Raw genomic sequence first — 20,515 nt, forward strand, 5'->3', positions numbered from 1 at the left:
AAATTGATGAAGGTATCATGATTATAATATCCATGCCTCTTCGGGCTTGGGCAAATCATGTTGATTTCATTGTTTCAATAATTTGGACTTGACCAAGATGTCATTGCCTAAGCGCAGGTCCTGATTGATAAATCCCTGATATGGATTTAGTGAACGAAGCAGGCCATTTGCCTTGGCCCAGTACATCGATTTTTTCATACTGAATACCAATGCCCTGATGACCCGAAGTTCGAGCGCAATTTTTTTAAGGAGCGCATCACGCTTCTCAAAATCCATCAGCACGTTTTCGCCCTCTTTCAGTACAAATGCAGAAACCACGGAAAACAGGCTGACTCCTCTATCTTTCAGCTGCCGGGACACTGCTTCAGCAAAGAGCAGCAGCTGTGGATCTGATTTTGCCATTCTGATCATTTCACTGCTTTCCATAGCAATCTCTGCGACCAGCGAACCCATCTGCCTCACGGCTAGTGCGCTTTTGAGCCCTTGATCAACCTCGGTTAGTGAGGAAAGGATTATTGACTGCACGCTCACTACCGCCGATAGATTTACATTCACATCCGAGAGCCGGTTATTTATATTATTAAGATAGCTGTTATAGGTATTCTCCGCTGCCAGCCTGACCGCGCCATTTTCGTTAACGATATTAAAATGGCCGCGGTCGAATACCGCGCGTTGCGCGAAGGCCTGCAACTGAAAAAGGGCCAAAACAAACGCCAGAAAAATTATTTGCATAAGATCAGTTTTTAAGTTGCTGAGATTTGTTAAGAATACCGTTCACCAATTTTTTATCAGTGTTGATGAACCCTGAAAAAGGGTTTAGTCCATCGAGTATTTTCTTCCTCGAAGAATATTGTAGCGTTGTAGCCAAACCCCGCGATACTCCGGCAATACTTCTCAATTCAGTGACTACATGGGAAAAAAGCAGCTTGCGATCACTGGGCTTCATCTGGTTGATATCTTCAAAGGAAAGGCTAAGCGCGTATAAAAAATTAAGCAATGAATAGGCCCGATCACCCATATCGGCTTCGGAGTGAATGGCCAGAATCAGGAGCAACGCATCATCCCTGCACATGTCATAGATTTTTCCCTGGCTTATTGCAATATCGTTTAGGAGCGGATAAGCATAGATACCAATTTGCGCTGCGTTGATGGCCAGACTAACAGTTTTAAAACGGGAGTGAATTTCCCTGTACTTATTCTTTAACCTTACCATCAAGGTTTTATTAGTTTCCTCATTCGCAGAAGAAGCGACCTGCCTATCTCTGGCATCTGTCTGTTTATCATGTTCAGTCTTGCTCTCTCCCACCAGCTGATGTAAAAGCTCGACATTCAGCTGGGCATGACTATGGAAAAACCAACTTAGTATTACAAAAAGAAGTCCTTTTTTCATTGTCTCAAGGATTTGGAGTTCCTAAGGATATCGTCCGCTATTCGTTTATCGATATTAATATACCCGGCATATGGATTCAAAGAGTTCAGGATTCCGCGCTGCTTCGCCCAGTACATTGTTCTGTACATCCCGTAAGCTATCCCCCTAAGAATGGTAAGCTCTACTACAATTTTATTGAGCAGCTTTGCCCGTTCCCCTGAATCCATCAATGCATCCCGCCCGTCCTTTAAAACAAAGGCGCTGACCTCTGCAGCGAGATTTATGGATCTGCTTTTGAATTCCCTGGCGCCGCCTTCAGCAAAGAGCAGTAAAACAGGATCCGAAGAGGAAATATTTACCGCCTTGTTTACGTCAATGATGATATCCTGGGAGATCTCGTAGATATCCTTTACTGAAAGCAGCGAACGCATCACTCCAGAAACTTCTGAGAGTCCTTTGTAAATGGTAGATTGCAGATCATTAACGATTCCGAGTTGTCCTGTGACCGCAAGCTGGGCCCTTTGAACAAGGGTGAGGTTATCACTGGTTTTAGAAAGGCCACTGTTCATTACTCCGGCATGCGCGGCTGTGGCAGCGGCTGTGGTCGGGTCGACATAAATCTGCGCAGAAGCAAATTGGATGGACAGGCCAAGCAAAAAATAGATGATTATTTTAAACATAGAAAATGGTTTATCGTGAATTATTCGGCATTTACCTGCCTTACAAAATCGCCAAGGCGAAGGCCGCTGGATTTGAGGTCTGAAACGAATGCTTCTAATCCGGCAGGGTATGAACCGAATGTGGCAACATAGGATTCTACGGCTGTTTTTTCTGGCTTTTCAGTAGTAAAAATAAGGTATTGAAACATTGAAACCTCTACGCCATATACTTCACCAATACTGCCGCGCTTGATATAGACCTCTTTGAATTTCCCTCTCCCGGACTTATTATCAAGTGCATTCAGGGTGAATATCTTTCGCTGCTCAACTTCATTCAGTGAAAGTAATTTTGCCACCTGTTCATAGTTGCCGCGAAACTTGGATTGATCGAGCAGACAGATCGTATCTGAACTGGCGAGAATGGAATCCTTGATGACCGCATTTCCTAAAATATCCCCAAGTTCCTGGGTTACCACTATCGGTTCGCCCCAGAATTTCCTCATGGTCTTATATAGGTATAAAATGTAGTTTGCCATTAGTGGAGAGGCGATCGCCTTCCAAGCCTCCTCCAAAATGAGCGCTTTTCTTTGCCCTGTCCGGTGTCTCATTTTCTGCAGAACCAGATCCATTATCACCAAGGTAACGATTGGAAAGAGCAGCTTATTCTCCTTAATTGAATCGATTTCGTATACAATAAAACGTTCGTTGAAATTGGAAGCATTGGTACTTTCATTGAGCAATCTTCCATATTCACCACCAACACAGAACTTACGAAGCACATACCGATACTCATCCAGGTCAAAGGAAACCTTTTCATTTTCCTTAATCTGGGCAATCTTTTCTACGGAATAATGATAGAAAGAGTCGAAGCTTAATGATAGACCGGCATTCTGGTTACCTGAAAAGGAGTCAGCATAATAAGCTGAAATCACATTTGAAAAAACGGTATCCTCAATCTGCGAGACGGCACCATCTGCGCCCTTGAAAAGTAATCCGATGAGCGTTTTTAAAAAATCCTTTTTCTCCCTGTTGTATTCTTTTTCCGAAATCATGAAAGGATTCATGGTAATTGGCTTCTGTTCGGTATAGGTATAATATTTACCGCCGAAATAGCTGCAAAGGCCGGAATAAGAATGCCCGACGTCTACGATTACCACATCGTAATTATAAAGCATGTATTGTTCAAGCAGGGAATTCATAAAAAAGGATTTCCCTGTTCCCGAGCTACCTAGTACAAATTTGGACCGGTTAGTGATTCTTCCGTTATCCATTGGCAGGTCTGCAGGATCAATTCCGATAGGGATTCCCCTACGGTCAGTGAACCGGATCAAAAATTCCGAAGGTTCGTCCCTCATCAGCTTTTCTTTGTAGAACAGGCAAAGTGCTGCATCGGCAGTGGTCAAAAACCAGTCATACTTTTTAAGCTCGGCTCCATTTCCCGGCAAGGCGCACCTAAAGAGCTCCATTTGGTTATATGCATTTTTTGATGGGATAATACCCTGTTTAAAAAGATTTGCTTCGATATAATTGCAGCTGGTGTCAAGTTTTGCCGCTGGTGAACAGACAATTATTGAATAATGCACGTTTGCCAGGAGCTGGTTTTCTCTTGACACATCGATAAGAAGCTTGTCAATATCCTCTACGCACATCCGGTTTGCAGGATCGGGAACACCCGAATGCCTTTTGCGCTTGAGCCTGAGCTTATTTAAGGTAACCCCTTGGGACGGAATTTCCAAAAGCTGGTTATAGATCAAGGTCTCTACCGCTGGGACAGAAGAAAGAAAGGAGAGATTATCCAGGGGAAAGTCTTCAAGTCCTTTTCCATCATTTGCCAATAAAAAAGGGCCAATGGATTCTGGCATATCGATTGAATCGATGTTGACCAGGCTCATGCACCTGACCGAATTTGCACCAATGCCAATCTCATTATCACCTGGTCTGAAATTATTTAGCGAAAAATGCTCAGAGGAGAAATCCATGCCCATTATTCGAGATACGTAGCGCTCAATTGAAGAGCGGTCCAATAAAGCCGGAGATAATGATGCTCCTTTAAGAAGTTCACTGACCTTGTTAATATGGGAGATAAAATCTACTAAAGCCTTTTTATCATAAACGTAAAGTGCGTTGCGCTTAACCTGACGCGTTATAACCAGATAGGTGGAATGTTCAATATAGTCCCTTCCTAAAAAGTGTTGATCGTACTTTTGCTGCAAGGGATCAATTTTAGCTTTGCTGGCAAATTTCTTTTTGGCAAAAACATCCTGTTTTTGGATGAGGTAGCCCTCTCCCAAAATCTTGATCACGTTCAGCAGTAAAAGATGAAAGCTTTGATAAGCGGCCGGGTCGGCAGAATAGATCAGCACTGGGTTTTCCATGGAAAGAATGACTGAAAAATCACCAGCCTGGCCATATAGAATATTTAGCCCGCTGGTTTCTTCAATCCCGGCATAAGGCAATTTAAATTCCAATTTTCCCATAGCCTCTTCTTAAATAAATTGGGTGAATGTGTATTTTTCTAGATCTGGTCTTTTCGTGCAGCCCGGATTTCTGTTTAGTGAAAGTGTAGAATAAGCCCAAGGCAATAGAGACAATGGTTATAATTCCTCCGAAGTACATATTGATCAATGCCCCACTGAAGCCCCCAAGCACCAATCCCAAACCAAGTGAGCAAATGCCATAAGCAATGAATTTACCCTTGAAGCCTCGATAAACAAGGGGCTTTTGAAGCCCTTTGTAAATTGGATACATGCGCATAATTTTTATACGCCAAAGAATGCCTTGATAACAACAGATACCAGCACCAGAAATAGGCAGGAGCCGCCCCATCCCATAATTTCCTTGTTGATATCCTGATCACCGGAATTCCATTTGATATAAACGCGGACACCGCCGATGATACCAACTACGGCACCAATTGCTAAGGTGAGCGTAGAAACCGGGTCTACATAGGCGGTTAGCGAAGATGTCGCCGCGTTGATGCCAGTAGTCCCGCCACCAGTCTGTGCGAAACCAGCTTTGACGATGCTCGACAGCATAGCCACCAGTAAAAGTTTTTTGCTTTTTATTGTCATAAAAATAATATTTAAGAAGTTAAATTTTGTAATTACAGCCCGAATAGCCCCCGAAGAAAAACGCCCATAACAGACAAAAAGAGGCAGGAAAAGAACCAGCCCATCACTTGGGCATCAATGTGATGTTTACCCATCTGCCAGTTTGTGTAAATCCTCAGTCCGCCGAGGATTCCTGAAATAGCGCCAATCACTAAAACCAGATCGGAAAGCGAAAAATACCACCTGTAAACCTCGGACGAGGCTGAATAGAATTCAGAAATACCAGGCTGGGCAGCCGCAGAAATGGCGGCGAGCATACAAAGGGCAATTGTTGCCACCTTCACACACCTTATAAAAATCTTCATTGCAAGATTAATACGGTATTGTGCGTGTATGTTCAATAAGGTTATCCTTGGCAAGGGAGAAAAGATGTTTTAAGCTAATGCCTCCACTGGCATTTATCGGTCCGCTTGGAAAATAGACTATGGGTTTTTCTCTTTCTGGATCCTCAAAAACCGGCTCTACCATCTTTTTGGCAGTAATAAGTTCAGGAGTATAGGTTTCGGTGAAAAACAGTTCGTCCTCGCAGATTTCTCCAAGAGGAACACGCGGTGAAAGGAATAAATCATAGAATAGATTCAGGCAATAGTAGACCAGGTAAACGATAAAGATTACCGTTAAAAAGTTAATCCAGCTCATGTGACATTTGTTTTAGTTTTTCAGAAATGTAGTCGTTTAACCAGGGATTGGACTTGAGGAAATTTTGCAGGGCAAAGGCAATTACCCTAATCATTTCAATATTGGTTGCGACTTTTAGCTGCTTTAATTGCGCAATTGTACGCTTATCAAGACGGATCAGAATTTTTTCCTGCCCATCCATATTGAATTCCCGAAGTGCTGAAAGAAATGCTGCAATCTTTTTTGCCTCCCTGGCTGATTCTTTATCTTCGGGCTGCTGCCTTTCTTTTTGAACTGGCGTTTTTTCAGCATCATCAATTATGGGCACACCTTTTTGCTCCTCTAATTTGTGTTTAAGCTGCTGTGCAAGTGATTTGATCTGGCTCATGGTGAAGCTCCTTTGCGCATATGGGCATTGAAAATAAAATCAAGGGCAGGCATAAAAACTGGAATGAGTGCAGCTGGAATATGGACTGTTCCTACCCGTTGAAAATCAATCCTATCCGAGATATTCGGGGAGACCATTCCAAACCTGGTCAATACCCGATCCACCTCTTCCTTGGTTTCATATTTGACTGTGGATTTGATCCGGTTGGGTACATACACAATTGGCGAGAACTTATTAATCTCCTTGCAGACCAGAGAAAAAAGAACGGTGCTATCGACAGAAAATTCATCATAATTAAATGGACAAATTATAAGTTCTGCAGAGCTTATCACGGGAATCAACAAATCATCATCCATTTTACCTGGTAAGTCAATAAGCACGAACTCTTGGGTATTTTGCGTCAGCAGTTCGAGTAAAGCAGGATAGTATTTAAGGTCCGATGCTATAACTTCGTAAATAGGTTCATTCTCCAGAATCTTTGCCTTCTCGAACTTACCTGAAACTGAGGCCTGATAATCCATGTCCAGTACGGTAACCTTTGCTTTTTGTATTGAAGAAAGGTAATATGCGAGAAGTAGGCAAAGCGTGCTTTTGCCAGCGCCTCCTTTTTGGTTGCCTAGTAGTATAACCATATCAAATAAGTTTTATCGTGTGTTTGTCCTTGCCTTTCTTTGTTTTCTGCGGTTTCGACCATTAATTTGCTCATCATCGATATCATCCGCGATATCAAATCCGAATGAGAAATCGCCAATATGATTTCCGTTTTCAAATTCGCAATACAAATCATCAGTAAATGTTAGTGTTGAGGCTTCAAGCAGCATATCTTCCTGGGGAAAATGCACAGGTGGGGATAAAATACCAGATTGGAAGGCTTCATTTGATTGACGAGTTTCTACAGTTGCAAACGCTGAAAATTTGCCAAGCGACATGATATCGCCGCCTTTGAAAACATTTTTCTGAACATGGTCAAGAACGGTGTATCCGTAAGGAATTTTGTCATCTTTGAAATGAAAAACAAATTCCAGCCCGAAGTCAGCAGAAAGTCTTTCGCTTAAGCCAGAGAAATATTTTAATATTTTTCCATTTGCACAAGCAGAATGTTTTTCAAAAATGGGTAAAAGTTTAGCATCTACCAATGAACTGTATTTTTCAAAAATCTTTCTCAACTGAAGTTTCCGCTGTTCAGAAAACCCCATTTCGGCTAAACTGTTCTGGATCTTAGAAAGCTCTACCTGCGCAACCAGCTCACCAAATTTTGAAACGTTATAAGTATCGCCAACCCGTTTGACAGAATATCCTCTTGCCTCTAAAATCAGTAAATACTGTGCTACTGTGGAAAATTTATATTTCAGTGCTCTCATGACCGCTTCACTTGCCACTTTTTTTTCATCCTGGCCGATTAAACGGTTAAGCACACGGTATGCACGAATCTTTTCAAAGGCATCAGATATTTTATTCCCCTCCCTATCAACTCTGGAAGATACGATGTGGATATGATTGTTATCCGTATCCTTATGAAATATAAGCATATACGGCTGACTTCCGTAGCCAATTCCCGATAACCATTTATCTGCCAAAAGCACTAGGCTTTCCTTATCCGCTGCTCTTCCCTTTGAGGAAATCATTGCGTGGAACTGTGGATAAACAACCCTTTTATTTAATGCTGCAACTGAGGATAGATAGTTGATATAATCCTGAGGTTTTAATTCAGAAAAACCGGATAACGCTTCAAAGCCTGAAACTTTTAAAAGCTCGCCTTTATCCTTTTCAACTTTATTAGTATTGTACCTAACAGCTCTGAATGTTTTAGATTTGCGCAATATCTTGACGATCATGGCTAACTTTTTAACTCCCGCAAGAGTAGCCTCATTTGTTTCTCTATTTCTCGCAAAATGGATATGTATTCTGAAAACAGGTCATTAAACTTCACTACTATTTCAGCATTAAGCATTCCTCGCTTATTGAAAAAATTTGCATGTCGTGCAAGTTGATTGATGTTGTTTCCGGAGTGGCCTAATTCACCACCCAAATGGTCGAGTAGCCGTATCACCTCATGCGCATTGACTTTAAGACTTATAGAATGAGGCTTCAAAACCATCAAACGCACGTAATCGCTTTCCTTCATCGAAAGGGATTTCCACTGATTTGTGGCTAAGCTATATTCATCCTCTGTTACTCTGGCCTTGATATGTTTTGTTCTTTTGCCCTTAAGCTTCAACGGCCTTCCATTCTTCTGCTTAGTGCCCATAAAATATTAATTTGATCCTCCAAGAGAAAAACGAGTTGCGAATTTTTTCACCCCGCTGCCGATTACCGGCAAAAAAGGCGGGCAAGTTAAAGGGTTTTTGTGCAACAAAAACACAACTTGCAGGATAAAAAACCAAAGACTATACTATAACGAAATGAATATTTAAGATTGATTAACTTGTTCCCAAAACCATATCTAATTACAAATTTAAATAATAGGAAATATGTAGGGTACACGGTTGTATAGTAATCGGAAAAATGATGATTATAATTTAACAGCATCAAAAAATAAATTAATGCATTTATGCAAAATGCAATACCGTCACTTATAAAAATAATTATTGGCTCGAATTCAAAGGTCGATCCTCAACTGCTGAATCGAAATATCCATCTATGCATATTTTTTGATATTCAGCTATGATCCTATGTACATATCGGTCTATCGGAATATTCATCTACGTTTATATTCCAATATATGTATATCGGTAAATAGAAATATTTGTCTATAAAAACATGTAGAAATGTGAATTAGTATCGCATTGCATATTTGAATAGGTTAATATTTAGATATAGCATAAATAATTATATATCTATACTCATATATAGCAAAATCAGGCATTATTCTAAATTCACAATAATAAGAAACAAAAAAGGGGCTTACCGCCCCTGTAGAATTTTCTATAGTAAAAAAGAACTAAGAAAATATTTATAAATAATTCGGAATTACTCACGTCAGATCCTCCGATCCGGGCTTTAGGCCTGCCTATGCGCTTTCACCTTTTTGACGTCATCTCAAAGCTTCGCAAAATTTCCAGCCGAGGCTGGATAATGTTTCATTCCCGTATGTCAAAGACCAATTTTTTGTTGATCAAAATTCATCAGGAAAAAAGCAGAAAATTGACACTTTAACCAAAGTGCTAACGATTTTAAATCATACTAATAATATGGCTTAAAAAGTCTCTCTATGGCGAAATAAAACGATTTCCGTAGACTTGAGCTCTTAATCATGAAAAGATTCAACGAGAATCATTTTTTAAATAATTAATCTCGGCATAGACTACAGGTGCATATAGATACTGATCTAGTTACTCTTTTTTGATAGAAGAAATTTATACAGCAGTCATTTAACAATCTCGATGGAGAGGAAACTGGTGTCTTTTATTAATATAGCCCTATGCTACCATTTAATTTACAGTAATAGCCTAAAGAACATTTTACCGAAAACTAAAATAACTTTTACGAAGGATTTAGGATGATTTAGAAAGGGACAATGTATTGAATTTAAGTACAGAAAATTTGGCATAAGAACGCAACATGAACGAAATCGAGATATCTTTTAGAGAATGATAAACAATAGCAGACATTCGATTAATTTCCATTGTAAATTTAGAGAATTTTTACGATTACATTATATCCATTTAACATTTAAAGGTTACTTATGTTAATTGAAAACTAAATTAAATTTTAATGGTTATATAATATCTTTTCATATTGAAAGTTATAAGCCAAACTAGACAAATATTAAACTACTATTTTGAATACATTTGAGAGAGGAAAATTTTTATTTTCCGGAGCTACTAAGAATGAAAGTTTTGAGCTGCTGACTAAAGCACTTGACGCATCCATTTCAGGAATTATTATAACGGATAATAGTCAACCTGATAATCCTATAGTATATTGTAACGGTGCATTTGAAAGCATGAGTGGCTATAGTAGAAATGAAATCATTGGTCATAATTGCAGGTTTCTACAGGCGGATGACAGAAGTCAGAAAGAGCGCGAGATCCTTGCCAAAGCTGTGAACGAAGGATTGGGTTGTACTGTAGAGATCCGTAACTATAAAAAAAATGGTGACCTTTTCTGGAATGAACTATATATGTCACCTGTCAAAGATGGTGATGGTAAAGTAACACACTTTATTGGAGTACAGAATGACGTTACCTATCGAAAAAAGGTTGAACATGATTTGCGTCAACAAAAGGCAAATATGGAAAAAATGGTCGAAGAAAGAACGCTTGCATTAAGGGATAGTGAAGCATTTTTGACAAGTATCATCGAGACAGTAAGAGAAGGATTGTTGGTTTTAGATCCAAACTTTACGGTGCTGAGTGCCAATTATCACTTCTTGAAAACCTTCAAAGTAACTGTTGAAGAAACCGTTGGAAAGCAGCTTTATGCGCTTGGAAATAATCAGTGGGATATTCCCTTACTTCGTAACCTACTGGTTAAAATATTACCTACCAATAATCCCGTAGTTGACTTCGAGGTTGAACATGAATTTCCCCACATAGGAAAAAAGCTTATGCTTCTTAATGCTTATCGAATTGAACTTGAAGGACAGTTTAAAGATCAGATTTTGCTAGCTATTGAAGATATCACTGAAAGAAAAGAAATAGAAAGAAGAAAAGATGATTTTCTCTCCATTGCGAGCCATGAACTTAAAACCCCTCTGACTACTATTAAGGGCTACATGCAAGTTATTGAAAGAAGTTTACCGAGTGAAGCTTCAGAAAAGTTTAAGTCTACAATCGGAAAGGTGAGCCAATATGTAGAAAGGCTGAATAACCTCATCTCTGAACTACTTGATGTATCAAGGATTCAGACTGGAAATATTGAGCTCCATGAAGCTAGATTTGAGTTCGATAAAATGGTATCAGATGTTGTCGACGGCATCCAGTCTTCTGCACATAACCATAAGATAATCTTAAAGGGAAAAACAAATACGAGTATCCTTGCTGATGAAACCCATATAATACAGGTATTGAATAATCTTTTGTCCAACGCGATAAAATATGGACCTGATTCAGAAATTATTGAAGTCAATATATCCAATGTAAGTGAATATGTAAAAGTTTCTGTAAAAGATTTTGGTGTAGGAATGAGTGCACAAGATACCAAAAGAGTTTTTGAACGCTTTTTTAGGGGTTCTGAAATTCAGCAGCGATTCCCTGGTATGGGAATAGGACTTTATGTTTGTGATCAGATAATCAAAAATCATAAAGGAACGCTTTGGGTTGAAAGTCAAAAAGGAAAAGGCTCAATATTTAGTTTTACGTTGCCAAAAAATGGAAAAGGTAGTGATGAGCAGTAAGAACATATTGATTTGCGACGATGATGAAGGAATTTTGGATGTGCTGGAGCTCATATTAGAGGAGACTGGGCATACAATTATTCCTGAAAAAAACAGTCTGAATGTTCGGTCATTGATTGAAAAAAAAATGCCCGATTTGATAATCCTTGACCTATGGATGCCAGTACTCTCTGGTGATCAGATTTTACAGATGATTAGAACAACACCTGCTTATAAGCATTTGCCAGTAATCATGATTTCTGCCAGCAGGGATGGGGAGCAGATTGCAAATGACCATTTTGCATCGGCTTTCATTGCGAAACCCTTCGATTATGATAATCTAATAGCACAGGTAAGGAAATTAATTTAATAATTAATTCGATATGAACTGACCTCTTCCGGCCATATATGAACAAAGAAAAATACTATAAAAAAAAAGATTTTTTTTATCATAAGTACCGATAATGTGCTATTTGCGGACAAGATTATTGTTTACCATTAGTATCTGATAGTTGAAGAAATATCGTAATTAATTTGTGCGTGGTAATCTTTAAATTAATGGCTATAGATAAATATCCTGCAGATTTTATCTATACACAGTATTTATAATTTCATTGCCACTGGATTTTTCCAATTTTGGATAATTAATAATGTGGTCGGCTTAATAAATTTTATTTGCTTTAGTTTTTCAATTGAATTCAACTAGAAACCCCGCTAATGATTGATGATGCAGATTATTAGTTAATTTAATCTCTTGTAAAGTATTTTGGGCCGCCATTCCTAAATCCATATCCAAGTTCCAATCCGTTAAACCTGAACGTAGAAAACTTTGCTATACTACTCAGTATTAGATGCCAGTGGCAGTTTTTTAGTCAGATGGAGATAACTTCCGAAGGACTATACGATTGTGAAATGAATATTGAAGATTGATTGAATTATTCCCAAGCCTTATCCAATTACAAATTTAAACAATAGGGAATAAGGGTAAATGGTTTTACTATAATTGGGAAGAGATGATTGTAATTAATAATTCATCAAAAAGACCAGTTAATGCATTTATGAAAGTTGCAATAGGGTCACTAAACTTAATAATTATTGTTTCAAATGCGAAAGTCGAACTTAATATGCTTAACGAACTATCAATCAAAAAAGCGGCTTACAGTCCTTTTAAATTTTTATAGTAAAAAAGGTATAAAAAAATATTTCTAAATAATTCGGAATTACTCAAGTAATATTCTCTGACCAGGGCTTTAGTTATGCCCGTACACATTCACCATTTCAAGGTAATCTGGAAACTTCGCAAAATTCCCAGCCAAAGCTGGACAATATTTCACTCCTGTATTTGAAAAACGAATTTTTAGTTGTTCAAAATTCATTAAAAAGCAGAAAATTGACATTTTATATAAATTCTCGACAATTTTAAGAAACATTTCCAGTAACAAATAAGCTCATTCTATCTGTTACACTTAAAATGCAATAATTAAATAGGGTGATTAGAATAGCATCTTATTCTAAGATTTGCTAGTTTTCATCATTTCTTCCATTACTGGAGCGCAGACAGCCATTGATTATTTCGCCGTAATTTCATTACGAAATCCTTTGACTAAGATAGGCTATCGACAATTGTTATGAGATTAATTAAATATTTAGAGTTCAACTATAACCATGGATCCAAAATCCGGTTATATACTACAAATAAAAAAGCTGACATTCCAAACAGCTGTAAAAGAATTCCATTAATATTTACAGGTTATAATTCTGCAGACCTTGAATAAGTACTCAAAAATCATTGCCTGTAATTAAGTATCTATTCAATTCTTTAATGGATCGCTAATCTAGCGTTCAGGCCCATCCCATCCATTTTATTTGACTTTGTAAAACAAAGGCATTTAGAAATCAATCATAATGTGAAAACTCAAAATCACACATTTCCCACTTAAAAGAAATAAATATTATGCAAGGATATGAAAATATGTTGATGGGTGAAAACGGCCTATATTTTTAATTATTTAAAAAAAAAGATTGGTGATTACCCCTTTTTAAGTTCTTATGTGTCTTTAGTATTGATATGACATAATAAGAAAATTATGATTTATGTTAAAATAGAAAAATATTAGTTTAACAATTTTAAAAAAAATTATATTGCATCCTGTCAATAAAAATTCAAGTTCCTTAATTCATCAGTATGTAAGCTTAAATATTAGATGCCTTTATTCGGTACTTTCATTAACAATCGTTCTAATAATCACTTCCTCGCTTAACTATTTTAAATTCAGAGAAATCTTCTGGGCGGTGGAGTTGCCTCAATATTTGTTATGCTCAATAGTATGCTTCTTTACTGCATTTGCAATTAATTTTCACAAGGGCGTTGTTCAGTTAAATGCTATTGATATTGTAATCTTTATTTTTTTTATATACAGTATTTCAAGTGCCTATCTTTTGGCATCTCCATTTCTACCCTCAGACCGTATCTATGGTCTACTTGGGTTTATTGCATTTTACAGCTGGATGAGGATGAGCGGATATTTTAGCAGTGAGGGCACATTTTTACTTTATGGGATTCTTTCAGGAGTACTTTTACAAGCTTGCTGGGGTTTGTTACAATATTTAACCTTATCACCAGTATATATTGGAAGATCAGGCATCCAGGGAGGCTTTATCAACCCCGGTATATATGGTTGCTTTATGGCTGTTGGATTGATTATTATCATTCACCTGATTACTATTTACAAAGGGACAAAACCAGGTTTGATTTTTTTAATTACTACAACTATGCTGGTTTTGGCCGCCCTCATATTTTCTCTCTCCCGTACAGCATACATTGCGGCTCTGTTAGGGACAGGCATTTTGTTGTCCCCTCGCCTTGATTTTAAATGTCACGTATGGTTTATGCGCTTCCGCTTTTTACTTCTGGGTGCCTTCATCATCGCTTTTATTGGTCTTTTCTATTATTTGTGGCAAAGAAATACTTTGTCGGTTTCGGGCAGATTCCTGATCTGGAAGATCAGCTTTCGAATGTTTATGGATTACCCTGTTTTTGGAATTGGGTATGGCAATTTCTTTACAGAATATGGGAATTACCAGGCTGCATATTTTCAATCAGGTAATGGGACATTGCAGGAAGTAAAAACTGCCGGGTTGAATTACTATCCATTTAACGAGCTTTTAAAGGTTGCCGTCGAAAATGGAATTATCGGTCTTGCTTTGTTTTTATGGATGCTAATTCTTTGTATCCGAAGCTGGAGTCGGATTAAGGCAAAATACCCCCATCTAATAGTTTTTATATCTATGTTGATCGTTATTATGATTTTCGGCATGTTTTCATATCCACTCCAAAGTGATGCCATCAACTGTGTATTCTACTTTTCTATTGCAGCGATCGCATCCTTTCAAATGTCATTATACACTTTTAATTTTAACAGGATCAAAAAGATATCAATGCTTATTCCTGTAATTCTGTTGTTCGGGCTATCCATGCGAAAAATAAATGCGCTGAATGATTGGAGAAAAGCGCAAAGCAGCATGGTTTATGCCGAAGGCGATGCGTTAAGAAAGTATGAGAAAATTTATCATGTGTTGGACAACAACGGTGCTTTTCTATTTAACTATGGCGCTTTACTGGCAGATATGAATGTAAATGATAAGAGCTTGAATATATTGACCAGCGCACAGCGCTATCTAAGCAATCCAAAACTGGCAACAATCCTGGCGATAATCTATAACAGGATGCAAAACTACGGAAAGGCAGAAAGATATTATCTATCATGCGCCTACATGGAGCCAAAAAGGTTTGTCCCGTTCAATACCCTGCTTGTTTTTTACAGAAACACAGGACAAACTTTTAAAGCTCAGAATATTGCCCGAAAAATTATCGACAAACCAGTCAAAATACCTTCTTTAAGAATATCTGAGATCAAAAATGCTGCCCGGCAGTATTTATTTGTATCTCAAAATGATAAGCCACCTCTTTTAAATAAAAAATAATATTGTAAATATCTTAATTAACCTTTTAAAAAAATGATCAAAAATTATTCATCATGGGTAAAGGCCCTGCTAGTATCAACCACGCTGTTTTTTGGCGCATGTCAAAAGGAACTTTATGTACCGCAAAGTTCCGAATCTGTTCTGGAAAAAGATGCAACAGAAATCGCCCAATGGTATAACAACCAGCTCATCAAAACTGGATCTGATACTGGCTTTGCGTCAAGAAACATCCCCAACTGGAATGAAATGACTATTAAACAAGTTGGAGATACCCGTATTTTTACGACCCCCTTGTATACTAAGGGAAACACAAGCCGAGAGGCAGTCATAAGCATTGTTGAAGACACATACACTGGTATTATAAAAGAGTACAATAAGGTTGATAAATATTTTACTACCGTTCGTGTTTATAGCATTAATGGGAAGCCAATAGAGGAAGGATTTATCAATATTACAGGCAATTATCACGTTACTAAAACCTGGGAAAAAAGCGCTGCGAGAAATAACCTGACGGTGATGTCTCTGGGTGATGAAAATGGAGGTGGTGATCCATCAGACCCAGGTTCCGGCAATAGTAATCTTGCTAATAAACTAAACGCTATATTGAAATCTGGCGACTCTTACACATTTGATAACTCAATCAATTCTTACAATGGATATACACCTAATTCTGTTGATGATTTTCAAACCAATTACTTAGATGCTGCATCGCAAATGTCCGTTACGTATAGCACGAATACAAATGGAGCTGATACATTGGTTAGAGCACATATTACGTTAGGTTATACGCATACCATGGGGATAGATATTGATCTTAAGTTATCAAAAAATTCTGGAAATTATAGTGTTTCGGAAGTAACGACGGACGAATGGGGTATAACCGCTTTTTTCAGCTATAATAAATCAAATTATACAGTAGACGGTACAGCATCATCAACTGAATTAACCATACGTGTATATGGAAAATTAAATTATAATGTTTTCATAGAGGGTCATGGTACCGTCTATAAGCAGAAGCTAAATTTTATAATGAAAGTAAACAAGTATACGGGAACTATGACCTCTCTAGAACAATTTTAATAACTTTAATATATAATATATGAATTTAGAAGTAAGCTCTTTTCCGCTAACTATTTGGGTAACCTTTGGAATTATTTTAACAATTTTCATCATTTATTTCATGATAAGAATATTAAAATATATAAATAAAAAAAATAAGGATCAGAATTAATTACCTGAATAAGCTACTCTTGAATTAGACAGAATATTTCTATTTAATTCAAGAGTTAACAATAATTTGGCAATTGATATACTAAAAATTGCTCAGAATTCGAAGAAGCTGGGTTCAGCTTACAACTTCTTACCCGCAAAGAACACACCCTGAATAGTTTTCTACTTGTAACAAATCATCAAAATTTCTATATACAGACTATGAATCTTAAAGATACCATAGCACGATACGAAGAAACCTTTTTATGAAACCAAAAACACTAATATTTTTGATTATTTGCTTATCTACTTTCTGTGCATTTTCGCAGAAACCTGAATTCCTAACTTATCACAAGTTTAGTATTTCCATGAATTTCGCAGGCGAAAATAAAACAGAACTGCAGCAGGTTATTGACCATTATTCCAGATCCCAAAGAGATAGTTTAAAACTTAAAGCTGCTTATTTTTTGATAGCAAATATGACCGGACATTTCAGTTACAGAGGGTACTTGCAACAAGGTATAGATTCGCTGATCCGTTACGGAACCAGGACAAAGAAGATATCAGGTTATGACTTTTGGCAACAAGAGAACGACGCACAGATAAACCAGCTTTGGAACGCTGTTATGGCAAATGCAGCAACAAGCCATGCAGGTGAAGATTATCTATTTGACAACAAGGTGATTTCAGCGAAGTTGCTTATCGAGAACATTGACTATGCTTTCAAAGCCTGGGAAATGCCCTGGAGCCGCCACTTGTGCTTTGATGAATTTTGTTCGTATGTCCTTCCATACCGCTTCTACGATGAAGCTCTGGAATCCTGGCGTCCACGCTATATGCAGAAATTCTCCTGGCTTGCAGAAGCGATGGGTAATAGTTCAGATCCTGTCCTTGCCTGTAAGCTGATCAATGAATCACTTCGACGTGAGTTCCCTTTCAACAGAGAATTTGGAAGATACGGAAAAGCATTGGGGCCCAATAGCTTGTTAGATGGAGGACTGGGAAAATGTCTAGATCAGGCAGGAATCGCCAATTTCGCAATGCGCGCGATGGGAATTCCTGTAACGCTTGAAGTAGTTCAGCAATGGGCAAACCGAAGTTTCGGACATGATTTTAGTAGTGTACTCAATAAAGATGGTAAGTTTGTCTCTTTTCTGGGGGCCGAGGTCCCTCCAAATCAATATCAGCTGCCCTATGTGGCTCCCAAAATATATACTTTGGGCTATGCTATTCAAGATGACAGTCTATTGGCCGACGAAATGGGCAGGGGCGCATGGTCAGAATACAGAGATCGATTCAGAACCGATGCTACACAGCAATTTATTCCTGTTAATAATCTAATAGTAGAGCTACGGCCAGGTGCAGTAAATGCAGGGGAAACGGTGAAACTCTGCGTCTTTGATAATCACTATTGGATTCCCGTCAGCACATCCATTTCAGCCGATGGCATGACCGTTTTATTTAAGGATATGGGTCTTGGTGTGCTTTATCTGCCTATGGTATTACGGGATAAACTTATTCCGGTATCCCCGCCCCTGATCCTGCAAAAGGATCAATCTGTAAGGGCTGTACAAATTGATAAACTAACCACCGATACCATTTCCATATCCCGAAAATACCCATTATCTCAAGAGAAGCTGGATTGGATTAAGCTGATGTTGGATGGAAGATTTGAGGGTGCCAATACAGCTGATTTCTCAGGATCAAAAACTTTATACAATATTCAAAATCCATTTTACATGATGCTTAACAGGCGACCGATATCCCGGCAAAGTTTCAGGTACGTTCGTTACTGTTTCCCTAAAAGCTCCGGCGGGTCACTTGCTGAAATCTGCTTCTATGGGGATTCTAGTTTAACTGAGGCTTTAAAGGGCATGCCTATACATTCATCTAAGGTGTCGGATAGAGATACGCAACTGGCATTTGATGGTTACTTAAGCAAGTATATCAATACCCCAGGCTTAGCTGATTATGATCATGAGTGGGTCGGATTGGACTTTGGAAGCCCAAAAAACATTGCGGGTATTGGATTTAGTCCGCGTAATGATGAAAACGGAATTGATCAACGCATGAATTATGAACTTTATTATTGGGACGACCACTGGGTTTCACTCGGGCATGGCGTATACGATAACGTTAGTAAGCTGAAATTCAAAAACGTTCCAATTGGCGCACTTTTGTGGCTAAGAAATCATACCAGTGGTAATGAGGAAAGAATTTTCCTGTATGAGAATAACTCTCAGGAATGGTGGTAAGCTAAATTAAAATTACACTCTCCGAACTCGATGTAGAGAAGTCAGCTGGACAACTCCTCAGGATCGACATGGTAGCATACAGCACAATTATCCTTATCTGGAGTATTTATACCTTTTCTAAATGGGCTCCCAAATCTAACTGGAATGCATCCAAATGATAAGCTATTTTGTCAAAGCGATTATGATCAAGGAAAAACCAACTTTCGATTCAATTCACTATATTGGAGGAGGCATGCTGACCAGGAAAAAAACAAATGGGCTTACTAGCATTTATGATTATTAAATATAGAATATAGCTGGATGTTAATCTAGATTTCGGCGAAGGATATTTTATCACGCCAATAGTTACGTATGCAGGTTTGTTACTTTATTCTCTTATAAAGTATTTTAGGCCAACATTCCAAAATCCATATCCAATTTCTGGTTCATTAACCCTAATTGGAGAGAACTATACCCCAGTACTGAGCATTAATGCCAAAGGCAGTTTTTTCGTCGGATGGAGATAAAATCCGATTAAACCTCCCGCGGTTAATTTGTAGTTATCCGTTGTTTTTGCCAACTTTGGTACTTCTATTTCACTGGTGCGTATGTTGATTACCCGACCATATGCACCAAATATCATTGGAAAAAAATTAGCAAACTTAAAATAAAGTGAAGTTTCAACAGGTGACTCAACATCAATCCCATCAACCATATTATATTTCCAGCTTCCAAAGCTAAATGTTCCATAGAGTCCTCTAAGACTGGAAAATTCTGGACTAAAATTATATGCGAAGCCAAATCTGACTATCCTTTTTTTGGTGAAGACAGCCCGCATATTACGGTTTTCCGGAAAGCGGCCAAAAGCAAAAGTTTCATAGGCAGCATATAAAGAGATCGCATTGTAAACAATGTTTTGATATTGTATTTTTAATGATTCACTCTTGAGGTTGTGGTGAGAAATAGACACCTCATAGCTCGCTTGAAAATCTTCAAAAGCCTTGTCCTGAGCTATTTTAATTAAATAACCAGTTGAAAGAGTATCTACTGTATATGGTTTGATAACCTTTACTTCCCGTTCAAAATGCAAACCTGAAAGTCTTGGAAAGTTTGTAAAGCTTGGGAAGAGTAATGAAATCATGCGATAACTAAAAGTTTTTTTAAGCTTTTCTTCCTGCTTTATTGAATCAACTGGATCCCTATTGATATGTAGTTCTGGAAAAGGCTTGAAAAAATTATCAACTTTAACAAAAAATGTTGCGGGCTGATGGTATCTGTCACGGAAAACCGAGCGATATGTATATTGTATCTGGGTTCTTGAAGATATCTCTATTCTAGGCTTATAATTGACCAGCACATCCACAGAATCTTCTAAAGAAATATTCGCACCATCTGATACTGAAAGATATAATCGAAATCTACCGGGATCAGGGGCCACAAACCCGATTCTTGAAGAGGAAGAAAAAATGGATTTCATCCCTTCTACGGTTTTATCCAAACTACTGACTTTTTTTCTAGACCAAGTAAAATAAAGGTATTTTGCTCCAGTCTCTTTATCGCTCGAATAATCTGCTCCTAGCGATAATGTATCGCCAACTGCCAGGTCATATTCTTTTTTTACCACCAT

General features: G+C 38.0%; 18 protein-coding genes. 5 read left to right on the forward strand and 13 right to left on the reverse strand.

Going from position 1 to position 20,515, the window contains the following annotated elements; all coding sequences use genetic code 11:
- Positions 1 to 66: 66 nt before the first annotated feature.
- Genes ASU31_RS00115 through ASU31_RS00170 form a run of 12 tightly spaced genes read right to left on the reverse strand, consistent with a single transcriptional unit; the run spans position 67 to position 8,392 of the window.
- Positions 67 to 732, reverse strand: a complete 666-nt coding sequence (locus ASU31_RS00115; protein ID WP_057930367.1) for a hypothetical protein — start codon at positions 730 to 732, stop codon at positions 67 to 69.
- 4 nt (positions 733 to 736) lie between these two features.
- Complete coding sequence (locus tag ASU31_RS00120) at positions 737 to 1,390, reverse strand: hypothetical protein (protein ID WP_057930368.1); 654 nt, start codon at positions 1,388 to 1,390, stop codon at positions 737 to 739.
- Positions 1,387 to 2,049 (reverse strand): hypothetical protein, encoded by a 663-nt coding sequence (locus ASU31_RS00125; RefSeq protein WP_057930369.1) that lies wholly within the window; start codon positions 2,047 to 2,049, stop codon positions 1,387 to 1,389. The genes ASU31_RS00120 and ASU31_RS00125 overlap by 4 nt, the downstream gene beginning before the upstream one ends.
- 20 nt (positions 2,050 to 2,069) lie before the next feature.
- A complete protein-coding gene (locus tag ASU31_RS00130; protein WP_057930370.1) occupies positions 2,070 to 4,505 on the reverse strand; it encodes a TraG family conjugative transposon ATPase in 2,436 nt (811 codons plus the stop codon).
- Complete coding sequence (locus ASU31_RS00135; protein WP_245224444.1) at positions 4,486 to 4,776, reverse strand: DUF4133 domain-containing protein; 291 nt, start codon at positions 4,774 to 4,776, stop codon at positions 4,486 to 4,488. The genes ASU31_RS00130 and ASU31_RS00135 overlap by 20 nt, the downstream gene beginning before the upstream one ends.
- An 11-nt stretch (positions 4,777 to 4,787) precedes the next feature.
- A complete protein-coding gene (locus ASU31_RS00140) occupies positions 4,788 to 5,099 on the reverse strand; it encodes a DUF4134 domain-containing protein (protein WP_057930372.1) in 312 nt (103 codons plus the stop codon).
- A gap of 32 nt (positions 5,100 to 5,131) precedes the next feature.
- Positions 5,132 to 5,443, reverse strand: a complete 312-nt coding sequence (locus tag ASU31_RS00145; protein WP_057930373.1) for a DUF4134 family protein — start codon at positions 5,441 to 5,443, stop codon at positions 5,132 to 5,134.
- A gap of 7 nt (positions 5,444 to 5,450) precedes the next feature.
- Positions 5,451 to 5,777, reverse strand: coding sequence for a hypothetical protein (locus tag ASU31_RS00150; protein WP_057930374.1), 327 nt, complete (start codon positions 5,775 to 5,777; stop codon positions 5,451 to 5,453).
- Positions 5,764 to 6,144 (reverse strand): hypothetical protein, encoded by a 381-nt coding sequence (locus ASU31_RS00155; protein ID WP_057930375.1) that lies wholly within the window; start codon positions 6,142 to 6,144, stop codon positions 5,764 to 5,766. The genes ASU31_RS00150 and ASU31_RS00155 overlap by 14 nt, the downstream gene beginning before the upstream one ends.
- Entirely contained in the window at positions 6,141 to 6,776 is a 636-nt protein-coding gene (locus tag ASU31_RS00160; protein WP_057930376.1) for a ParA family protein, read from the reverse strand. Before ASU31_RS00160 ends, ASU31_RS00155 begins: the two co-directional genes overlap by 4 nt.
- 12 nt (positions 6,777 to 6,788) lie before the next feature.
- Positions 6,789 to 7,979 (reverse strand): relaxase/mobilization nuclease domain-containing protein, encoded by a 1,191-nt coding sequence (locus tag ASU31_RS00165; RefSeq protein WP_057930377.1) that lies wholly within the window; start codon positions 7,977 to 7,979, stop codon positions 6,789 to 6,791.
- A 2-nt stretch (positions 7,980 to 7,981) separates the two neighbouring features.
- On the reverse strand, positions 7,982 to 8,392 hold the full coding sequence (locus tag ASU31_RS00170; protein WP_057930378.1) for a plasmid mobilization protein: 411 nt from the start codon (positions 8,390 to 8,392) through the stop codon (positions 7,982 to 7,984).
- Between the two features lie 1,533 nt (positions 8,393 to 9,925).
- Between ASU31_RS00170 and ASU31_RS00175 the strand changes: the two genes are divergently transcribed.
- The 5 genes from ASU31_RS00175 to ASU31_RS00200 all read left to right on the forward strand — a co-directional run bounded on the left by ASU31_RS00175 (position 9,926) and on the right by ASU31_RS00200 (position 18,909).
- A complete protein-coding gene (locus tag ASU31_RS00175) occupies positions 9,926 to 11,482 on the forward strand; it encodes a sensor histidine kinase (RefSeq protein ID WP_083505210.1) in 1,557 nt (518 codons plus the stop codon).
- Positions 11,457 to 11,831, forward strand: a complete 375-nt coding sequence (locus ASU31_RS00180) for a response regulator (protein ID WP_083505211.1) — start codon at positions 11,457 to 11,459, stop codon at positions 11,829 to 11,831. The genes ASU31_RS00175 and ASU31_RS00180 overlap by 26 nt, the downstream gene beginning before the upstream one ends.
- 2,144 nt (positions 11,832 to 13,975) lie before the next feature.
- Entirely contained in the window at positions 13,976 to 15,445 is a 1,470-nt protein-coding gene (locus ASU31_RS00190; RefSeq protein WP_057930381.1) for an O-antigen ligase family protein, read from the forward strand.
- Between the two features lie 33 nt (positions 15,446 to 15,478).
- The gene (locus ASU31_RS00195; protein ID WP_057930382.1) at positions 15,479 to 16,525 is read left to right on the forward strand and encodes a hypothetical protein; all 1,047 of its coding nucleotides are present in this window, start codon (positions 15,479 to 15,481) and stop codon (positions 16,523 to 16,525) included.
- A 497-nt stretch (positions 16,526 to 17,022) separates the two neighbouring features.
- A complete protein-coding gene (locus tag ASU31_RS00200) occupies positions 17,023 to 18,909 on the forward strand; it encodes a transglutaminase domain-containing protein (RefSeq protein WP_057930383.1) in 1,887 nt (628 codons plus the stop codon).
- Positions 18,910 to 19,357: 448 nt separating this feature from the next.
- On the opposite strand, the gene ASU31_RS00205 is transcribed toward ASU31_RS00200, so the two are convergent.
- Positions 19,358 to 20,515: a hypothetical protein gene (locus ASU31_RS00205; protein WP_057930384.1), complete on the reverse strand. Its 1,158-nt coding sequence runs from the start codon at positions 20,513 to 20,515 to the stop codon at positions 19,358 to 19,360.

The sequence above is a fragment of the Pedobacter ginsenosidimutans genome (genome assembly GCF_001442625.1).
Classification (GTDB): Bacteria; Bacteroidota; Bacteroidia; order Sphingobacteriales; family Sphingobacteriaceae; genus Pedobacter; species Pedobacter ginsenosidimutans.

What these genes read in the sequence shown, in the direction of transcription:
- ASU31_RS00115 (WP_057930367.1), bottom strand. Translation starts at nt 732, where the DNA reads ATGCAAATAATTTTTCTGGCGTTTGTTTTGGCCCTTTTTCAGTTGCAG.
- ASU31_RS00120 (WP_057930368.1), bottom strand. Translation starts at nt 1,390, where the DNA reads ATGAAAAAAGGACTTCTTTTTGTAATACTAAGTTGGTTTTTCCATAGT.
- ASU31_RS00125 (WP_057930369.1), bottom strand. Translation starts at nt 2,049, where the DNA reads ATGTTTAAAATAATCATCTATTTTTTGCTTGGCCTGTCCATCCAATTT.
- ASU31_RS00130 (WP_057930370.1), bottom strand. Translation starts at nt 4,505, where the DNA reads ATGGGAAAATTGGAATTTAAATTGCCTTATGCCGGGATTGAAGAAACC.
- ASU31_RS00135 (WP_245224444.1), bottom strand. Translation starts at nt 4,776, where the DNA reads ATGTATCCAATTTACAAAGGGCTTCAAAAGCCCCTTGTTTATCGAGGC.
- ASU31_RS00140 (WP_057930372.1), bottom strand. Translation starts at nt 5,099, where the DNA reads ATGACAATAAAAAGCAAAAAACTTTTACTGGTGGCTATGCTGTCGAGC.
- ASU31_RS00145 (WP_057930373.1), bottom strand. Translation starts at nt 5,443, where the DNA reads ATGAAGATTTTTATAAGGTGTGTGAAGGTGGCAACAATTGCCCTTTGT.
- ASU31_RS00150 (WP_057930374.1), bottom strand. Translation starts at nt 5,777, where the DNA reads ATGAGCTGGATTAACTTTTTAACGGTAATCTTTATCGTTTACCTGGTC.
- ASU31_RS00155 (WP_057930375.1), bottom strand. Translation starts at nt 6,144, where the DNA reads ATGAGCCAGATCAAATCACTTGCACAGCAGCTTAAACACAAATTAGAG.
- ASU31_RS00160 (WP_057930376.1), bottom strand. Translation starts at nt 6,776, where the DNA reads ATGGTTATACTACTAGGCAACCAAAAAGGAGGCGCTGGCAAAAGCACG.
- ASU31_RS00165 (WP_057930377.1), bottom strand. Translation starts at nt 7,979, where the DNA reads ATGATCGTCAAGATATTGCGCAAATCTAAAACATTCAGAGCTGTTAGG.
- ASU31_RS00170 (WP_057930378.1), bottom strand. Translation starts at nt 8,392, where the DNA reads ATGGGCACTAAGCAGAAGAATGGAAGGCCGTTGAAGCTTAAGGGCAAA.
- ASU31_RS00180 (WP_083505211.1), top strand. Translation starts at nt 11,457, where the DNA reads ATGGAAAAGGTAGTGATGAGCAGTAAGAACATATTGATTTGCGACGAT.
- ASU31_RS00190 (WP_057930381.1), top strand. Translation starts at nt 13,976, where the DNA reads ATGAGCGGATATTTTAGCAGTGAGGGCACATTTTTACTTTATGGGATT.
- ASU31_RS00195 (WP_057930382.1), top strand. Translation starts at nt 15,479, where the DNA reads ATGATCAAAAATTATTCATCATGGGTAAAGGCCCTGCTAGTATCAACC.
- ASU31_RS00200 (WP_057930383.1), top strand. Translation starts at nt 17,023, where the DNA reads ATGAATTTCGCAGGCGAAAATAAAACAGAACTGCAGCAGGTTATTGAC.
- ASU31_RS00205 (WP_057930384.1), bottom strand. Translation starts at nt 20,515, where the DNA reads ATGGTGGTAAAAAAAGAATATGACCTGGCAGTTGGCGATACATTATCG.